15 protein-coding genes are annotated in these 16,352 nt (G+C 58.5%); 11 read left to right on the forward strand and 4 right to left on the reverse strand.

Features of this window, described 5'->3' with window-relative positions; genetic code table 11:
* Window positions 1–74 precede the first annotated feature (74 nt).
* The 8 genes from MYS68_RS03775 to MYS68_RS03810 all read left to right on the forward strand — a co-directional run bounded on the left by MYS68_RS03775 (window position 75) and on the right by MYS68_RS03810 (window position 10,376).
* Window positions 75–2,237, forward strand: coding sequence for a vWA domain-containing protein (locus MYS68_RS03775; protein WP_248924544.1), 2,163 nt, complete (start codon window positions 75–77; stop codon window positions 2,235–2,237).
* Window positions 2,218–5,163: a VWA domain-containing protein gene (locus MYS68_RS03780; protein ID WP_248924545.1), complete on the forward strand. Its 2,946-nt coding sequence runs from the start codon at window positions 2,218–2,220 to the stop codon at window positions 5,161–5,163. Before MYS68_RS03775 ends, MYS68_RS03780 begins: the two co-directional genes overlap by 20 nt.
* A gap of 352 nt (window positions 5,164–5,515) precedes the next feature.
* Window positions 5,516–6,682 (forward strand): ABC transporter substrate-binding protein, encoded by a 1,167-nt coding sequence (locus tag MYS68_RS03785; protein WP_248924546.1) that lies wholly within the window; start codon window positions 5,516–5,518, stop codon window positions 6,680–6,682.
* Between the two features lie 24 nt (window positions 6,683–6,706).
* Window positions 6,707–6,976 carry a hypothetical protein gene (locus tag MYS68_RS03790; RefSeq protein WP_248924547.1) on the forward strand — a complete coding sequence of 90 codons (270 nt, stop codon included), beginning with the start codon at window positions 6,707–6,709 and terminating at the stop codon, window positions 6,974–6,976.
* 48 nt (window positions 6,977–7,024) lie between these two features.
* Window positions 7,025–7,837, forward strand: coding sequence for a VanW family protein (locus MYS68_RS03795; protein ID WP_248924548.1), 813 nt, complete (start codon window positions 7,025–7,027; stop codon window positions 7,835–7,837).
* Window positions 7,838–7,899: 62 nt separating this feature from the next.
* Window positions 7,900–8,058, forward strand: coding sequence for a hypothetical protein (locus tag MYS68_RS03800; protein WP_248924549.1), 159 nt, complete (start codon window positions 7,900–7,902; stop codon window positions 8,056–8,058).
* A 238-nt stretch (window positions 8,059–8,296) separates the two neighbouring features.
* A complete protein-coding gene (locus MYS68_RS03805) occupies window positions 8,297–9,442 on the forward strand; it encodes a winged helix DNA-binding domain-containing protein (RefSeq protein ID WP_248924550.1) in 1,146 nt (381 codons plus the stop codon).
* A gap of 100 nt (window positions 9,443–9,542) precedes the next feature.
* Complete coding sequence (locus tag MYS68_RS03810) at window positions 9,543–10,376, forward strand: helix-turn-helix transcriptional regulator (RefSeq protein WP_248924551.1); 834 nt, start codon at window positions 9,543–9,545, stop codon at window positions 10,374–10,376.
* 25 nt (window positions 10,377–10,401) lie between these two features.
* Here MYS68_RS03810 and MYS68_RS03815 read toward each other — a convergent pair whose 3' ends face one another.
* Window positions 10,402–11,400: a quinone oxidoreductase family protein gene (locus tag MYS68_RS03815; protein WP_248924552.1), complete on the reverse strand. Its 999-nt coding sequence runs from the start codon at window positions 11,398–11,400 to the stop codon at window positions 10,402–10,404.
* 168 nt (window positions 11,401–11,568) lie between these two features.
* On the opposite strand from MYS68_RS03815, the gene MYS68_RS03820 reads away from it, so the two are divergent.
* Window positions 11,569–11,889 (forward strand): hypothetical protein, encoded by a 321-nt coding sequence (locus tag MYS68_RS03820; RefSeq protein WP_248924553.1) that lies wholly within the window; start codon window positions 11,569–11,571, stop codon window positions 11,887–11,889.
* Between the two features lie 64 nt (window positions 11,890–11,953).
* On the opposite strand, the gene MYS68_RS03825 is transcribed toward MYS68_RS03820, so the two are convergent.
* On the reverse strand, window positions 11,954–12,646 hold the full coding sequence (locus MYS68_RS03825; protein WP_248924554.1) for a metal-dependent hydrolase: 693 nt from the start codon (window positions 12,644–12,646) through the stop codon (window positions 11,954–11,956).
* Between the two features lie 185 nt (window positions 12,647–12,831).
* Here MYS68_RS03825 and MYS68_RS03830 point away from each other — a divergent pair, with 185 nt between their 5' ends.
* Window positions 12,832–13,743, forward strand: coding sequence for an SDR family oxidoreductase (locus tag MYS68_RS03830; RefSeq protein ID WP_248924555.1), 912 nt, complete (start codon window positions 12,832–12,834; stop codon window positions 13,741–13,743).
* Window positions 13,744–13,923: 180 nt separating this feature from the next.
* Here MYS68_RS03830 and MYS68_RS03835 read toward each other — a convergent pair whose 3' ends face one another.
* Both MYS68_RS03835 and pdxR read right to left on the reverse strand, forming a co-directional pair.
* The gene (locus MYS68_RS03835) at window positions 13,924–14,139 is read right to left on the reverse strand and encodes a hypothetical protein (RefSeq protein ID WP_248924556.1); all 216 of its coding nucleotides are present in this window, start codon (window positions 14,137–14,139) and stop codon (window positions 13,924–13,926) included.
* A gap of 177 nt (window positions 14,140–14,316) precedes the next feature.
* Window positions 14,317–15,756, reverse strand: coding sequence for a MocR-like pyridoxine biosynthesis transcription factor PdxR (gene pdxR / locus MYS68_RS03840; RefSeq protein WP_248924557.1), 1,440 nt, complete (start codon window positions 15,754–15,756; stop codon window positions 14,317–14,319).
* A gap of 235 nt (window positions 15,757–15,991) precedes the next feature.
* On the opposite strand from pdxR, the gene MYS68_RS03845 reads away from it, so the two are divergent.
* Window positions 15,992–16,333: a DUF1801 domain-containing protein gene (locus MYS68_RS03845; protein ID WP_248924558.1), complete on the forward strand. Its 342-nt coding sequence runs from the start codon at window positions 15,992–15,994 to the stop codon at window positions 16,331–16,333.
* Window positions 16,334–16,352 lie beyond the last annotated feature (19 nt).

A 16,352-nucleotide genomic window follows, 5' to 3' on the forward strand; every position in this document is an offset into this window, starting at 1 on the left:
ACCACCCGCCTTGCAGTGCCGTTACGATCGCCGGGAGAGGATGCGTCCGGAAGAAAGCGAGGTGAACGCGAAGCATGCAATTTCAATCGCTCGTCGGCTTATGGTTCGGGCTTGCGCTGCCGGCCATCGTGCTGATGTACATTTTGAAACGAAAATATATCGATACCGAGGTGCCGAGCTCGCTGCTGTGGAACCGGGTGCTGCACAATCTCGAAGCGAACCGTCCCTGGCAAAAGCTGCGCCGCCACTGGCTGCTCATTCTTCAGCTGCTTGCGGCGTCCCTGCTCGTTCTCGCGCTGATGCAGCCGTTCGTATGGACTGCGCACGGGGCGAAAAGCCACGTCGTGCTTGTCGTCGACCGTTCCGCGAGCATGGCGGCGATCGTACCGGGGGACCCCGGGGCGACAGGGGACGGTAAGGAGAATCGTGCAGGCGGTACCGGAGGAAGCGGCGTCACGGAAACCGGGCCGGCAGGCAGCACCGGAGCGGCAGGAGGCGGCAAGCAGGCAGCCGGCGCCGTTAAAAGCAGCGCAGCGGGCGACGATACGCCGCTCACCCGACTGGAGCTGGCCAAGCGGCAGGCGGCCGAATACGTGCGGGACGGGGCCGGAGGCAGCCCGGTCACCGTGCTTGCCATGGGGGCGCAGCCGGAGGTGCTCGTATCGCGAGAAACGAAGGCGGATGCGGTGCTGGCGGCGATCCGGGGGATCGAGCCTTTTTACGGGAAAACGGCGTACAAGGAGACGATGTCGCTCGCTTCCGCGCTGACGCAAAACGAGACCGATGCGGAAATTCGCCTGTTCACCGATGCGGAATGGACGGAAAACGCGGCGGGACTTGCCTTTTCGGCACCTGTCCACGTCGAGCCTGTCGGAGGCGCCGCACGAAACATCGGCATCGTTCAGTTTGGCGTCAAGCAGGGAGCCGGGGTGTCGGGCACCGCCGCAAGCGGCATCGCGGTGCTGAAAAACGACGCGGACATCGGCCAGGAAGCGGAGGTTACGCTGCAGGCGGGCGGCACGCTCGCGGATTCGCGGCGGGTGCCCTTGGAGCCGGGCGAGCAGCGGACGATCAGCTTCGATGATTTGCCGATAGCGGACTTTTACAAAATTGAGCTAGGGAATGCAGACGAATTTGCGGCGGATAATCGGGCGTTCGCTTTTTTGAGCGAAAACCGGGCGAAAAAGGCGCTGCTCTTGACGGAAGGAAATCTGTTTCTCGAAAAAGCGCTGCAGCTCGCCGGGGTCGAGGTCGTGAAAGTTCGCGCGGCCAGCATGGCCGCTCCTCCGCAAGGAGAGTTCGATATGGTCGTGCTCGACGGCACGGAAGCCGCGTCCGTAGCCGGGGAGCCGTGGCAGCGGCTGCTCGGGCAAAAGCCGGTATGGTACATACGGAGCGGATTTGCGGGAAACGAAACGAACCCTCCGGCCGGCGATTTCCGCATCGCCGACCATCCGGTAACGAAATATATTTCGTTCCAGGACACGCATCTTGCCAAGCTGTGGCAGCCGGAATCGGTCCCCTGGGGGCAGCCGATCGTCAGTCTCGGAGCGCAGCCTTTCATTTATGCCGGTTCGGAAAAAGGCCAGCCGAGGCTGCTGTTCGCGTTCGACCTGCATCAATCCGATTTGCCGCTGCGCGCCGAGTTTCCCGTTCTGGTGCAGAACGCGGCGGACTGGCTCGGCAGTGCGCAGGCGAAAAGCTTGGGCCGCGCCGTAGCCGGCGAGAAAAAGGAAATTCCGGTTTCGCCGAAGGCGGTATCCGCCGAATGGGTGCCGCTCGACGTTCCGGGAGGCTCGGCGCTGACGGCGGAGCAGGCGGCCGGAGCGGTGCTGAGCGGACAAACCGTGCCGAATCGGCCCGGTCTGTATCAATTCGTGGAACGCGAGGCGGACGGCAGCGAGAAAAAAACGCTGCTCGAGGTGACGGTCGATCCGCAGGAAACTCGGATCAACGAGCGGAAGGAGCTTGTTTTTGCCAGGCAAGGGGCCCAATCGGATGCAGCCGGTTCCGGCGTACCTGCTTCGGCACCGACCGGTGCCGCCTCCGTCGATACTGCCGGGAAAGCGTCTTCCGCTCCGTCTTCCGCCGGCTCGCCGCCGGCTTCCGGAGCGGATGCCGGCAAAGAAGCGGCGGATCGAACGCGGTATCCGCTCCTGCCGTGGATCGTCGCGCTGATCATCATCATCGTGCTGGCGGAATGGGAGGTGTACCGGCGTGGGCATTCAGTTTCGTGAGCCTTATCTGCTTCTGCTGCTGATCCCGTGGGCGGGATTTGTCGTATGGGCATGGCGCTCCAGGCTGAGCTGGTCGAGCCTGCGCAGGCGGTGGGCCGTCGGTCTCCGGGCGCTTCTGCTTTTGCTGCTCATCGCCGCCTTGGCCGGCATGCAGTGGTTTGAATCGCTGCAGCAGCGGGCGGTCGTCTACGTCGCCGACCGCTCTTACAGCATGCCGGCCGACAGCAAAACATACGACGCGTGGCTTCAGGCTTCGGCGGCGGCCAAAGCGAAGGACGACCGCGTCGGCGTCGTCACCGCCGGCGGGAACGCGATCGTGGAACGCAGCCTGACGGCTGACGGGCTCGGAAAGCTTGCTTTTAACGGGCAGGTGAACCGGGAATTTACGAATCTGGCGCAAGGGCTGGGGCTCGCCGCAGGGCTGCTGCCTCAGGATGCGTCTCCGCGGCTCGTTTTGATGTCCGACGGCCAGGAAAATACCGGGGATTTGCTGAGGGAGGCGCGCCTGCTCAAGGATAAAGGCATCCCCGTCGACGTGCTGCCGATTCCCGCGGCGGTTCGCCGGGATGTCGCGATCGAAAGCCTGAAGCTGCCCCAGAAGCTGTATCAGGCGGAGAAATATACGCTGGAGGTGCAGCTCAAAAGCACGTATGCCGGCACCGGCGAGCTAAGAGTATACGAAGATAACCGGGAAATTTCCAGCCAAACGGTGACGGTGGAACGCGGGGACAATCGGTTTGCGCTGCAAAGTCTGGCCAGGGAACCCGGCTTTCACCGCTACCGCGCGGAGATTTATTTTCCGAACGACGAGCAGGCGGCGAACAATGCCGATTACGCGTTCAGCCGGGTGAGCGGCCCGCCGAAAGTGCTGGTTGTCGAAGGAACCCCAGGGTCCTCGACGAATGTCGAGGCGGTTTTGAAATCGGGCCTGATCGGCTGCGATACGATCCCTCCGGAGATGCTGCCGCGCGAAATGGCCGATTATACCGGGTATGACAGCATCGTTTTGAACAACGTGCCGGCCACCCGCATATCCGGCCCGCAGATGGACATGATCGAAAAGGCGGTCAAGGACCACGGGGTCGGGCTGATCATGACCGGCGGCGAAGACAGCTTCGGCATGGGCGGTTATTTTAAAACGCCGATCGAACGGGCGCTGCCGGTGTCGATGGAGCTGGAGGGGAAACGGGAAATTCCGTCGCTTGGGCTGATTTTGGTGATCGACCGCTCGGGCAGCATGTCCGGGGACAAAATCGAGCTCGCGAAAGAAGCCGCCATGCGGACGGTCGAGCTGATGCGCGAGAAGGATACGGTCGGCGTCGTCGCATTCGATTCTTCGCCCTGGTGGGTTGTGGAGCCGCAAAAGCTGACGGACAAGAAAAAGGTGACCGGCCTGATTCAAGGCATTCAGCCGGACGGAGGCACGGAAATCTATACGGCGGTGGAGGAGGCTTACCAGCGGCTGCTGAAGGTCGATGCGCAGCGAAAGCATATCATTTTGCTAACCGACGGGCAGTCGGCGACGAACCAAAGCTACGAGCAGCTCGCCGGCAGCATGGTGCAAAACAAAATGACGCTCTCTTCGGTCGCCGTCGGCGAAGGAGCGGACGTTCAGCTTCTCGAAAAGCTGGCGAAGCTGGCGAAGGGCCGGTTTTATTACACGAACGACCAAACCACGCTTCCGGCGATTTTCAGCCGGGAGGCGGTGATGATGGCCCGCACGTATATCGTGGACAAACCGTTTGTGCCGGCGCTAGGGCAGCCCGGCGACTGGGGCGAGCTTTTCCGCCAAGGCGTGCCGAAAATCAACGCTTACGTGGCGACGACCCCGAAGCAGGCGGCGGAGGTTGCGCTCACGAGCCCCGAGCCCGATCCGCTGCTTGCCCGCTGGCAGTACGGTTCCGGCCGCGCGGTGGCATGGACGAGCGACGTGACCGGGAAATGGTCGAAGGATTGGGTCGAATGGAACGCCTTTTCCTCTGTGTTCAGCCATATTTTGAAATGGACGTTTCCGCAGTTTCAGGCGGCGCCTTTCGAGCTGACGTCGCGGCTCGGCGGCAGCGAAGTGACTTTGGGGTTAAAAAGCGGCAGCCCCGATCCGACCGGGGAGATCCGGGTATCGGTCACGGACGAGGCGCTGCAGACGGAAAACGTGCAGGTAACGCCGACGGCTCCGGGCGAGTACGAGGCGAAGATGAGTGTGGCGAAGCCGGGCGTCTATTTGGCTAAAATCGACGTGCCCGGAAACAAAGACCAGGCGGGCGGCAGCGTCACCGCGGGCTTTGTGCTTCCTTACTCGCCGGAGTACCGGCTGACTCCCGGGGACGGGGCGGCGAAGCTGAAGCAGCTCGCCGAGCTGACCGGCGGCCGGCTGCTCAGCCTGGAGCATCCGGAGGCGGTGTTCCAGGGCAAGATCCAGCCGAAGCGGACGGTGCGCGATCTGACGCTCCCGCTGCTGATGCTGGCCGTGCTGGTCTGGCTCGCGGACATCGCCGTGCGCCGGCTGTCCGTGCCGTGGGCGCGCCTGTCCGCCGCAGCGGCGGCTTATGTCCGCGGCCGGCGCGGGCCGGCTGCCCCGGCGGCGGACAACCAGGCCGCGGCAGCGGCCATGGAGCGGCTTCGCCGCCGCACGCGCGAAGCCGGCGCGTCTCGCCGCGGCGTACAGGCGGGCAGCGCGTCCTTGCTCGCGCGCGGCCAAGACGCCGCCGGGCGCGAGCTGCCGCGCACGGACGCCGCGGCATCCGCGCCGCGCGCGGGCGGCGGCACGCCTGCGGCAGCGGGCGACGGCGGCGACAGAGCCGGCACCGCCGCGAAGCCGCAGGCGCCGCAGCCGCAGGCCGCACCGGCGCCGGGCCAGCCGGCGGAGACCGGTGAGCAGGCGCGAATGGATCGCCTGCTCGCCGCGAAAAACCGCCGCAAGCGGTAAGCCCGCTGCCGCGGCGGTTCGCGGAGCCCCATCAGTCTTGTGGGGTTAACGGGCACATACGTGTCGCGGGCTGTACCTGAAAGACCGAACGAACGAGCGAACGTCAGACGAACTGTTATCCCGCTAAACAAGCAATTCCGTAGCATAGCGGAACTCAGGTTCGCTGTGATCGGCCAAATGGGTACATCGAAAAAAATAACGGAACTGATATGCGCTAAATCGGTGAAAAATGGCTCAAGAGCCTGAAAACCATGGAAATAACGCACCACAGCTCCTCTAATCATCGTTGACCGCCCGAAATTCCCGTTTTAGCGCACTGCAGTTCCTTTATGAAACGATATGAGAGTGGAGAGTGGAGAAAATTATGCGAAGCGGTTTATGGAGCGCCCGTTATACGGCGGGTGCGGCGACGTTGGTGCTGGCCGGCAGCTTGCTGGCCGGCTGCAATTTGAACCTCGGAGCGGGGAAAGCGGAGCCGAAGGAATTCGGCAAAGACGAGCAGGCGACGATCAAGGTGATGTACTACAACGATCGCCAGTTTTTGCAGCAATACGGCACGTTGTTTTGGACGAAATTTCCGAACGTGGACATCAATGTGATCTCTACGCAGGGTATGTACCGCCAAGGGGCCGATCCGAAGGAGGAGTTCAAAAAGCTGGTAGAGGAGCAGCAGCCCGACCTGCTTATGCTCCAGCCGGACCAATACGAGCAGCTTGCCGGCGAAGGAAAGCTGTACGATCTGGAGCCGCTCATCGCGAAAGACAAATACGACATCGCCGGCATCCAACCCGCCATTCTGGAGACGGTCAAATCCAAAAGCGGCGGCAAGCTGTACGGGCTCGCTCCTCTGTTCTACAGCTCGGCCGTATTTTTCAATAAAGATTTGTTCGATCAATACGGGGTGCCTTATCCGAAAGACCAGATGTCCTGGGAGGAGCTGCTTGAACTTTCCAAAAGGTTCCCGGCAACGGGCGACCCGCAAAAACGCGTCTACGGGCTGTATCAAAACCGCGGCTCGTCCAGCTTGTACAGCTTGGCGTCGATGATCGGGCGCACGCAAAATTTATCCGTCGTCGACTCCGGCAGCATAAAGGTGACGGTGAAATCGGACGCATGGAAGAAGGTGTTTCAAACCGCAATCGACGCGGTCAAATCCGGAACCGTCTACACCCCGGATCCGAACGGTTCGCCGATGACCAGCTACAGAACGTATGAGGACTATTTAAAAGAAAACCTGTTTGTCGCCGGCACTGCCGCGATGACGATTGACGGTCCTTACCTGCTCGACAACATCGCGCAGGCCCAAAGCGTGCTCAAGGATATGAAGCCGGTCAATTGGGAGCTTGTCACAGTGCCCGTCAATCCGCAAAACCGCGAAGTCAGCGGCGCTTTCAGCGTGCAGCAAATTTTCGCGATCAACGCGCAGTCGCCCAACTTGCGCGCGGCTTGGGAGCTGCTGAAATATATGAACAGCGACGAATATGCGAAAATTCAGGCCAAGGCGACCGGAGGCACTTAGGGGCTGCTGGCGCGGACCGCTTACATGAAAACGAAAGACGGCCGCTCGCTGGAGGCGTTTTTCAAGCTGAAGGCCGATACGACGGTTTACAACCTGGGCCTCGACAAAATTCCGAGCGCATTTTACCAGCCGTTCAGCACCCTCGCCGAGCAGGAGCTGCAGGCGGTCAAGGACGGGAAAAAATCGCTCGACGAGGCGATTTCCGTCATCCAGGACAAGGGCCAGGAGGAACTGACGAAGGCGAAGCAGGCTGAGGATGCGCAGAAGGAAAAAGAGGCGGCCGCAAAAAAATAGCTGTTGACACTGCTTGAACATGCAGTTGACGATAGAGAGGAAATGCAAATGAAGCCCGTGAAAAGATCCCGGCTGAGGTTATTCCTCGGAACCGCCTATTTCCAATTTAAGCGGTACATGGAGTGGTATTTCGGGAAAACGAAGTTCGCCCGGGAAATCCAAACCGCAGCGCTGCCTTATGTCGTAATCAGGCACCGGACGCCTTTGTTCAGACAATTAAAAGATGTAGACATGTGGCTGCAGTATAACAAAATTATCAACCTGCAGATCGCCGTACGTCAAATAGACGGCATTTTGATTCGTCCGGGAGAAACGTTCTCGTACTGGAGATTGATCGGCCGCCCTACATATAAAAAAGGATACGTGGACGGGATGGTGTTATTTTACGGCAAATTCAAGCCGGGTGTGGGCGGGGGACTTTGCCAGCTGTCCAATCTCATTTATTGGTTGACGCTGCACACGCCGCTCACCGTGACCGAGCGCCATCGCCACAGCTACGATGTGTTCCCGGACGCCGGACGAAGCCAGCCGTTCGGAAGCGGAGCAACCTGCGCCTATAACTACCTCGATTTAAGAATATTTAACCCGACGGAGCAGACGTATCAGCTTCGCGTTTTTTTGGAAAACGGCCATCTGGCCGGCGAATGGAGAACAGTAAGCGAACCGCGGGTCAGCTATGAAATCTATGAAAAGGAACATAGGATTACGCAGGAGATTTGGGGCGGCTATGTCCGCCACAATGTGATACACCGGCGCATTTTCAACCATGACAAAGATCTGATCGGTGACCACTACGTGACGGAGAACCACGCGCTTATGATGTATCAGCCGTTTTTGGAAAGCGGGGATTGCGGGCAATAGTAACTCCAAAGTCCTCTCTTTTTAACGAACGTATATTCCTGTTTGGGAAGGAAGCGACTTGGGTGCTTGATGCGGATAATCGAGGCATTGCGGAAAAAATCCACACGTTTCTGCCCTTTATGCTGGATGACTCGCAAAGTCCGTTCGATCACAGATTTATGTATGCCGCCGATGGAGCAACGATTGATTATGTGAGGTTGCAGCTCGGGACTGCCGTATGACGGTCAGGTGTTGATTCCGACCGGAGATACGGGGATTCATATTTGGCAGTACGGCGACGGCGTAAAGCGTATCAAAAGCCGAACCTGCTTGATCATTTGGCACCGTTTTCATTGTAGAGCCGCCTGACAAATTACAATGCCCTTAGAAGGCAACAACGATAACGATAACGCTGACAACCAGTTGTCAGCGTTATCGTTCAAAATAAGAGTTATATCCCCTTAACAAAAGGAGGTTCATATGATGAAATCAGCCAAGTCTGTGCAAAGCGGCAGCAACGCGGCGCCGGTGCTTGAATCACGCGCCTTGAACCGGGCCTTGCTTGCACGGCAGCTGCTTCTGAGCCGTGCAAAGCTGTCCGCTCTCGAGGCGATAGAACATCTGCTCGGCCTGCAGGCCCAATCGCCGTATGCTCCGTACTTCGGTTTATGGACACGTCTTGACTGCTTCCGCCACGAAGAACTGTCGGAACTCATCCTGAGCAAACGTGCGGTTCGTCTCGCGCTGATGCGCTCAACGCTTCATCTTGTATCCGCATCCGACGGCTTATCCCTGCGGCCGTGGCTGCAGCCGGCTTTGGAGCGCGGCCTGAGCGGCGCCTACGGCAAACGTACGGCCGGTCTTGATCTTGACGCGGTTGCCGCGGCCGGCCGGGCGCTCACAGAGGAGCAGCCGCTGACGTTTGACGAGCTCGGCAAGCGGCTCGGCGAACGTTGGCCGGAGCGCGAGCCCGCTGCCCTGGAATATACGGTGCGGACCTACGTGCCGCTTGTTCAGGTGCCGCCGCGCGGCATTTGGGGTGCCGGCGGCCAGGCGATGCATACGCCGATAGAGACGTGGTTGGGCCGCCCCCTTGCTTCGGATATCGATAGCGGGAAATTTCTGCTGCGGTATTTGGCCGCTTTCGGTCCGGCCGGTGTCAAGGATATGCAGATTTGGTCCGGCCATACCGGCTTGCGCGAGGCGGTGGAGCGGCTTAGGCCGCAGCTCCTCGTTTTTCATGACGAGAACGGCAATGAGCTGTTCGATCTGGAGGACGCTCCGCGCCCCGACGCGGATATGCTGGCTCCGGTGCGGTTTATAGCCGAGTACGATAACCTGCTGCTGTCCCATGCGGACAGGACGCGAATTATTGCGGACAAGTACCGGACGCGCGTTCTCACGAAAAACGGCATCGTCCGGTCAACCGTTCTCGTCGACGGGTTTGTCCGCGGGATCTGGTCGATCGAACGGAAGAAGCGGGAACCGGCCACTCTTGTCATTGAAGCGTTCGAGCCGATTTCGCATGAGGATCAAATCGCCTTGACCGATGAAGGGGAGCAACTGCTGCGCTTTGCCGCCGCGGATGCCGGTTCATACGATATCCGGTTTGTTTTCGAGCAGTAACGGGAATCGCAGCGGTCGGGGCATGGCGGCATAAACCATTGGAACAACCTCCGGGGAGGGAGTATAATAAGTAAATCTTGTTGTAAGAGGGGACGTTCCGATGTCTATGGACAGGCAAAAAGCCCGGCTGCTCGGAGAATTCCTGAAGTCGCGCCGGGAGAAATTGAATCCTTCGGAGGCCGGTCTTCCTCCGGGTTACGGCAAAAGAAGGACACCCGGTCTGCGCAGGGAAGAAGTGGCCCAGCTTGCCCATGTCAGCACCACTTGGTATACGTGGCTCGAACAGGGCAGGGCGACGACGCCTTCGCGGCAGGTGCTGGACAGCATCGCCAAGGCGCTGAAGCTCAGCGAAAACGAGCATCTGCACGTGCTTCATTTGGCCAATATGGATATGCCGAATGCGGGATCTTCGGTGCAGCAGCTGTCGCCGGATATCGAAAAAGTCGTGCATCAGCTTCCGTATCCGGCGTTTATCGCGACGGACCGCACGGAGGTTTTAAGCTGGAATGCGGCGGCGTGCCGCGTTATTTACGATTTTTCGTCGCTTGCCGCGGAGGACCGGTCCATGGCGTGGCTTACTTTTACGTGCGACAAATTACGTAAGATTATGCCGGATTGGGAGGACTATGCCCAGTATACGGCGGGAGTGCTCCGCGGACGGTATGAGAAAAATTTGAACGATCTTGCGTTCCGCAAGCTGATCGACCGTTTGAGCGGCGCAAGCCGCGAATTTCGCGAGTTTTGGTCAACCCACGATATTATGGAAAAGACGATGAAAACGATACGGTTTAACCATCCGGAAGCAGGGCTATTAACGTTCAACGTCAATTCCTTTTCGCAAATAAATGGCAGCACGAACGCGCACTGCTGCGTGTATATTCCGGCCGACGGAACGAATACCGGCGACAACTTGCAGAGGCTGCTCGCCCGCTAGCCAACTTCGGCATGGCGGTCGTCCGTTACTGACGCACTTTCAGCACCATTTTGCCCGTCGATCTTCTTTCCTCTATACGGCGATGTGCTTCTGCGGCTTCCTCCAACGGCAGCACATCCGTGACGTCCACCTTTATTTTTCCTGCAGCGACAAGCGCCAGCGCCTTGCGGGCGGCATCGGCCACAAGATGGGGAGCGTACATGCTCATTTGCTGCAAATTGAAGCCCAGCACCGCTTTGCTTGTAAACCACAGCTCGTTGACGGACTGACTCACGTCTTCGGCATCGCTGGCGTTGCCCATCGCAATAAGCCGCCCCAATGGCTTCAGCAGCCGAAGCGATGAGGCGCGCATCCCGCCGCCGACCGGATCGATCGCAATTTCGACGCCCCGTCCTCCGGTGAGCTCCATGACCGCATTTTCGAAACCTTCCCTGAGCAAAACCTCGTCATACCCAAGGCACTTCGCATATTCGATTTTGTCCGCGCTGCCGACGGTGCCGATAACGAGCCCGGCTCCAAGCGCTTTGGCCGTTTGGCCGATCGCGCTGCCTACGCCTCCGGCTGCCGCATGGACGAGCACGGTTTCCCCCTGCTGCATGCGGGATACGTTCGAAACGAGCATGTATGCCGTCGTGACGTTGGACGGGAATGCCGCGGCGACGTCGAGACCGATGTCCCGGGCATCTTCTCCTTCCAGCGGAAAAACGAGCTGGCCGGGAACTGTAACGACCTCCGCATAACCGCCTCCGCCGGCAATGGACAGTGCCGCCACAGGCTGGCCGACGCGCAGTCCGGTGACCTGCTCCCCTATCTCGCGGATCGTGCCGGACACTTCGATGCCCGGAACGAAAGGAAGAGGCAGATCCGGCACGACGCCTTTGCGAAACAAAATTTCGGCGTAATTGACGCCGGCATAAGCGACATCGATGGTGACGTCATGCGGACCCGGAGTGGGAACCGCGATATCGGTTAAGGATAATACTTCGGAACCTCCGAATTGTGGAATAACGATTGCGCGCATCATGAGCGCCTCCTTTTATACGCAATCTTATGTTCCTGTTCATTATGCAAAATGAAAGCAGAAGCAGCCAGTAAGCGGTTATACGGGTATTGGGAGTAACAGGCTGCAGGAGACGGTTACGGAGGACGCTGCTGAAGTTAAAGCGGCGATATACCCGGGAGGGAGCCCGGCGTGAATTTGCAAAAACGACGCGGAGTGCCGGAAGTGCGGGGAAAATGGGGCCGGGAGGAAGCGTTTCTTCCGTTATTTCGGCGAAACCGGATAATTCGGCAAATTTGTGAAGCTCGACGTCTGCACACGGACCACCTGCCGATGTTCCATCGCAAGCAGCAAGGACGTGCCGACGGATTCCCGCGCTGCCGGCAGCGCATCGCCGGTTATTCCCGAGTGCCGGCGACGGTGTGCGCCGCAGGGATAAAGAAAATGCCGACTCCCTGGAGAGTCGGCCGTATAAATGGCTCTCCCGTCCGGAAGCTTGACCGCTTAAGGTGACGGCAAGCCCGGCCGGGCGTTATTTTTCGCTGTAGGATTGGCAATGACTGTCATGCGATTCCGGTTACAGCGTCAAGTGCTCTCCCGGCCGCAGCGATTTGCCCTGAATGCCGCGCTGCGACAGCAGATCGACAAATGCCGCTCCGTCCTGCTTGATCAGCTCGAACGTGTTGTAGTGAACCGGAACGACGAGCTTCGCCTGCAGCCACTCCGCGGCGTCGGCGGCATCCTCCGGACCCATCGTGTACAGATCGCCGATCGGCAAAAAAGCCAGATCGATCCGGTTGCGCTCGCCGATCAGCTTCATGTCCGAGAACAGGTTCGTATCGCCGGCATGCAAAATCGTTTTGCCGTTCCAACGGATCAGGAAGCCGGCCGGCATGCCTGCGTAAACGATCTGCTGCTTGTCATGCAAAACGACGCCGGAGCTGTGGAACGCCGGCACCATCTGAAGCTCGCAATACCCGAGCGAAAGCCGGCCGCCGATGTTCATATCCTTCGTCTTGACGCCCTGCCAGCCGAGGTATGTCGCGAGCTCGTGGATGGCGACAAGCGTAGCGTCGTTCGATTTGGCGATATCGGCCGCGCTGGAGATGTGATCGGCATGCGCGTGGGTGAGCAGCACGTGCTGCACCTTCACTTCTTCCGGTTTTACGGCGGCGAGCGGATTGCCGGCAAGGAACGGATCGATGATCAGCGAATGCTCCCCGTCGGAAATTTGCACGCAGGAATGTCCGTGGTATTCAATTTTTAACACAAGGATCACCTCAGTGACAGTTTATGGATAACGATATCTCTATTATATCATTCCGAAACGCCGCCGCAAAAACGAGAATCAATGCCGTTCCGCAATTCCCCGTTGTTCGTTTTATATATGACAAAGGGTGGCATATTTACCGTATAAAATGATAAAGAACATTGCCAAACAAGGAGGAAATGCGAATGAAGCCTTTGCATGGAAAGGTGGCGTTGGTGGCCGGGGCTACGCGCGGCGCCGGGAGAGGAATTGCGGTCGAATTGGGAGCGGCGGGGGCGACCGTTTATGCAACGGGCCGTACGACACGTGCGCAGCGTTCCGAATACAACCGCCCCGAGACGATCGAAGAAACGTCCGAGCTTGTAAACCTGGCGGGAGGGACAGGCATTCCGGTTCCGACGGATCACCTCGATCCGGCCCAGGTACAAGCGCTGATCGCGCGCATAGAGCGGGAACAGGGGCGGATGGACATCCTGGTGAACGACATATGGGGTGCCGAATACTTAGTACAGTGGAACGTTCCGGTCTGGGAACACTCGCTTGAGCAAGGACTGCGCATGCTGCGGCTGGCAACGGAAACGCATATCATTACGAGCCACTATGCGCTTCCCTTGTTGATCCGCAGCGGGAACGGGTTGGTTGTGGAAATTACCGACGGCACGGAGGAATACAACCGCAATCATTATCGTCTTTCGCTGTTTTACGATTTGGCCAAAACATCCGTTATCCGCATGGCTCGCTCCTTGGCGCATGAGCTTTCGCCCTACGGGTGTACGGCGGTAGCCGTCACTCCCGGCTGGATGCGTTCGGAAATCATGCTGGAACATTATGGCGTCAAGGAAGAAAATTGGCTTGATGCGGCGCAAAAGGAGCCTCACTTCGTCATTTCGGAAACGCCGCGTTTCGTAGGCCGGGCCGTCGCTGCGCTTGCTGCGGATGAGAGGGTGTCCAGATGGAACGGCCAGTCGCTGTCAAGCGGCCGACTTGCGCAGGAGTATGGGTTCCGCGATCTGGACGGCTCGCAGCCGGATTGCTGGAGGTATCTCGTCGAAGTGCAGGAGGCCGGCAAACCGGCCAATGCCGACGGGTACCGTTAAAGCGGATCACGCCTGGACCGGGCAACTCTAAAAGATCGTATCTTTTTATCCAGTCTTTCCCTTTCCTCCGCAAAGCGGCTTTTCGTCTACTCTGGGATCATTTCCTCGAAATGTGAAAAACCGGCCGCAGCCGGCCGGCTAAATTTGGGGAAATATCGAAGCTTGAAACGACAGTTCATATCAACTGATTGCTATGATATAAACCACGAGGGCGAGAAACCCTAGGCCGATGGCGATAATATAGTAAAGCGACAAACCGCGGAAAATGCTTTTCGTCTGCTTGTCGTAATTCGGGTTGCCCTCCTTGTTTTTCTTGGAGTGGCCGATCATCAGCGTAGCGACGGCGCCGAACAGCATGATGAGGAAAAATATCAAATAGTACGTGTATAGCGGCATGTGGTTCACCTTCCTGCTGAAATTGCCTTAGCATAACGATTCTCGCATCGCGCTGCCAAACTCGGTGCAAGCTTCTACCTGATAGTATCAGCATTTTCGAATATTGTAACCAGCCAATCGCGAAACATTTTGGCCGTCCACTTGGTCCTTATCCGACCGCGACATTCCGGGAATCGTTCAATGCGGAGAGCGCACCGCGTCGGCAAGCCGCGAAACGCCATCGGCAATCTTGTCCGAAGATGGGCGAGCAAACGAAAGGCGGACATACCCGCGGCCCGATCCGTAAACGCTGCCCGGCATATAAACGACGCCCCGCCGGACCGCTTTTTCCAGCAGCTGCTCATCGCCGGCCGGAGCGGTCATTTTGCACCATAACGTTAAGCCCCCTTGCGGGATGTCGAATTCCACGCTGCCTTCGAACTGCTCGTTCAGCGCAGAGACAAGCAGGTTGCGCTTGTGAAGCAGCGCCTGCCGGAGGCTGGCCAGATGCGCCTCAAAATCGGCCGTCGAATCGAGCAGTTTGGCCGCAATCCATTGAGGAATGGCGCTGAGGCCAAAATCCATCTGCTGCCGGGCGTCGGCGAGACGGCGAACGACCGAATGCGGCGCGGCCATCCAGCCGATGCGAAATCCCGAGGCGGCAATTTTGGACAAGGAGCCGATATAAATGACGTTGCCGGCGGTGTCCAGCGCCTTCAATGGCGCCGGCGGATGGCCGTTAAACGCGGTCAGGCTGAACGGATCGTCCTCGACGACCGGAATGCCGAGCTCCGCCGCGGTCTCGAGCAGCTTGACCCGCCTTGGCGGACTGAGCACGGTGCCGGTCGGGTTTTGAAAGTTCGGGTTGACGAAGATCATCCGGATGCGGTGCTGGCGGTGCAGGCTGATCAGATGTCCGGGATCGATTCCGTGTTCGTCCGCGACAGGCAGCGGAAAAATCCGCAATCCCGCCGATTGGAACATCGGCAGCGAATAGCAGTAGGAAGGATCTTCGATCGCAACCGCGTCGCCCGGACTGAGCAGGCACTGTGTGATCAGAAACAGCGATTGCTGCGATCCCGACGTAATCAGAATGGAAGATGCGGTAGCGCGTATGCCGTGATATTCACGCAAAAAATTAGCAAGCGTTTCCCTTAAAGGTTCATAGCCCTGCGGATCGTCGTACCCGAGATGCCCCGTGTACGGATTGCCGCGCCATAATCTTTGAAACGATTCGTTCGGAAAGAGATCCGGAGACAGCTCGCCGCTGGCGAAATCGATGAGGCCGGGGTTAGCGCGGATTTGCTCGCGGATGCGCCGGATCAATGGCACGTTCGGCAGGAACGAGCCGCTTTTTTCATAAGCATGCCAGTTAAGCGCCGGCTTCGGTGCGATGCCCCACTTGCCTGCGGCCACCCTTGTCCCGAACCCGACGGCGCTTTCGATCAGCCCTGCCGCCCGCAGCTCCTCGTAGGCCTGCACCACCGTGCTGCGGTTGACCTGAAGCTCGGCGGCGAGCTTGCGCTCGGAAGGCAGCTTATGGCCCGGCGGATATTCGCCGTATCGTATTCTTTGGCCGATATATTCGGAAATTTGCCGGTAAAGCGGCGTGTTGTCATTGCGATCAGGTTTCCACATGAAATCACCGTCTGCTGCAGATGTAATATGGGATATTGTAGCATATTTTACGGCTGGGCCAAGAGCGGCGCCAAGTAAATTACAAAATAAGGAAGCTCGTTCCAGCATTATAAACGAGCGACTTTGAAACGCTCTGCGAAAAACAGCAATTAAAAAGAAATAGAGGTTTCATTGTTATGCTAATATTGAGGCAGGCAGTGCCTGAGGCAATTTTTTGAAAGGGTGACGAAGGATAATGAGGAACGAGGAAGTTACGAATTTTATCGGGAACCTGGGAGCGCCGTGGCAGGTTGAGCTCTCTAACCGGCTGCGCGAGATGGTACATCAAACCATTCCGGACGTTGAAGAACGTATTCAATATAAAAAGCCCCATTTTCTGAAAAACGGCCACTATGCTGCGGTGATTTCACCGTCAAAGGATGCGATCTCCTTTATGATAATGAACGCAACGGGACTGGAAGTCCCGAAGGGCTTCGAAGGTCCGCCGGAACGGAAGTGGGTTAAACTCAAAGAAGGGGACGCTCCGGATTATAACCAGCTCTCGGCTCTGCTCGCTCAAGCCTCTCAAGGGCTGTGAAGGAAAGCAGCGGTGCGCG

The sequence above is a fragment of the Paenibacillus hamazuiensis genome, from assembly GCF_023276405.1.
Lineage (GTDB): Bacteria > Bacillota > Bacilli > Paenibacillales > NBRC-103111 > Paenibacillus_AF > Paenibacillus_AF hamazuiensis.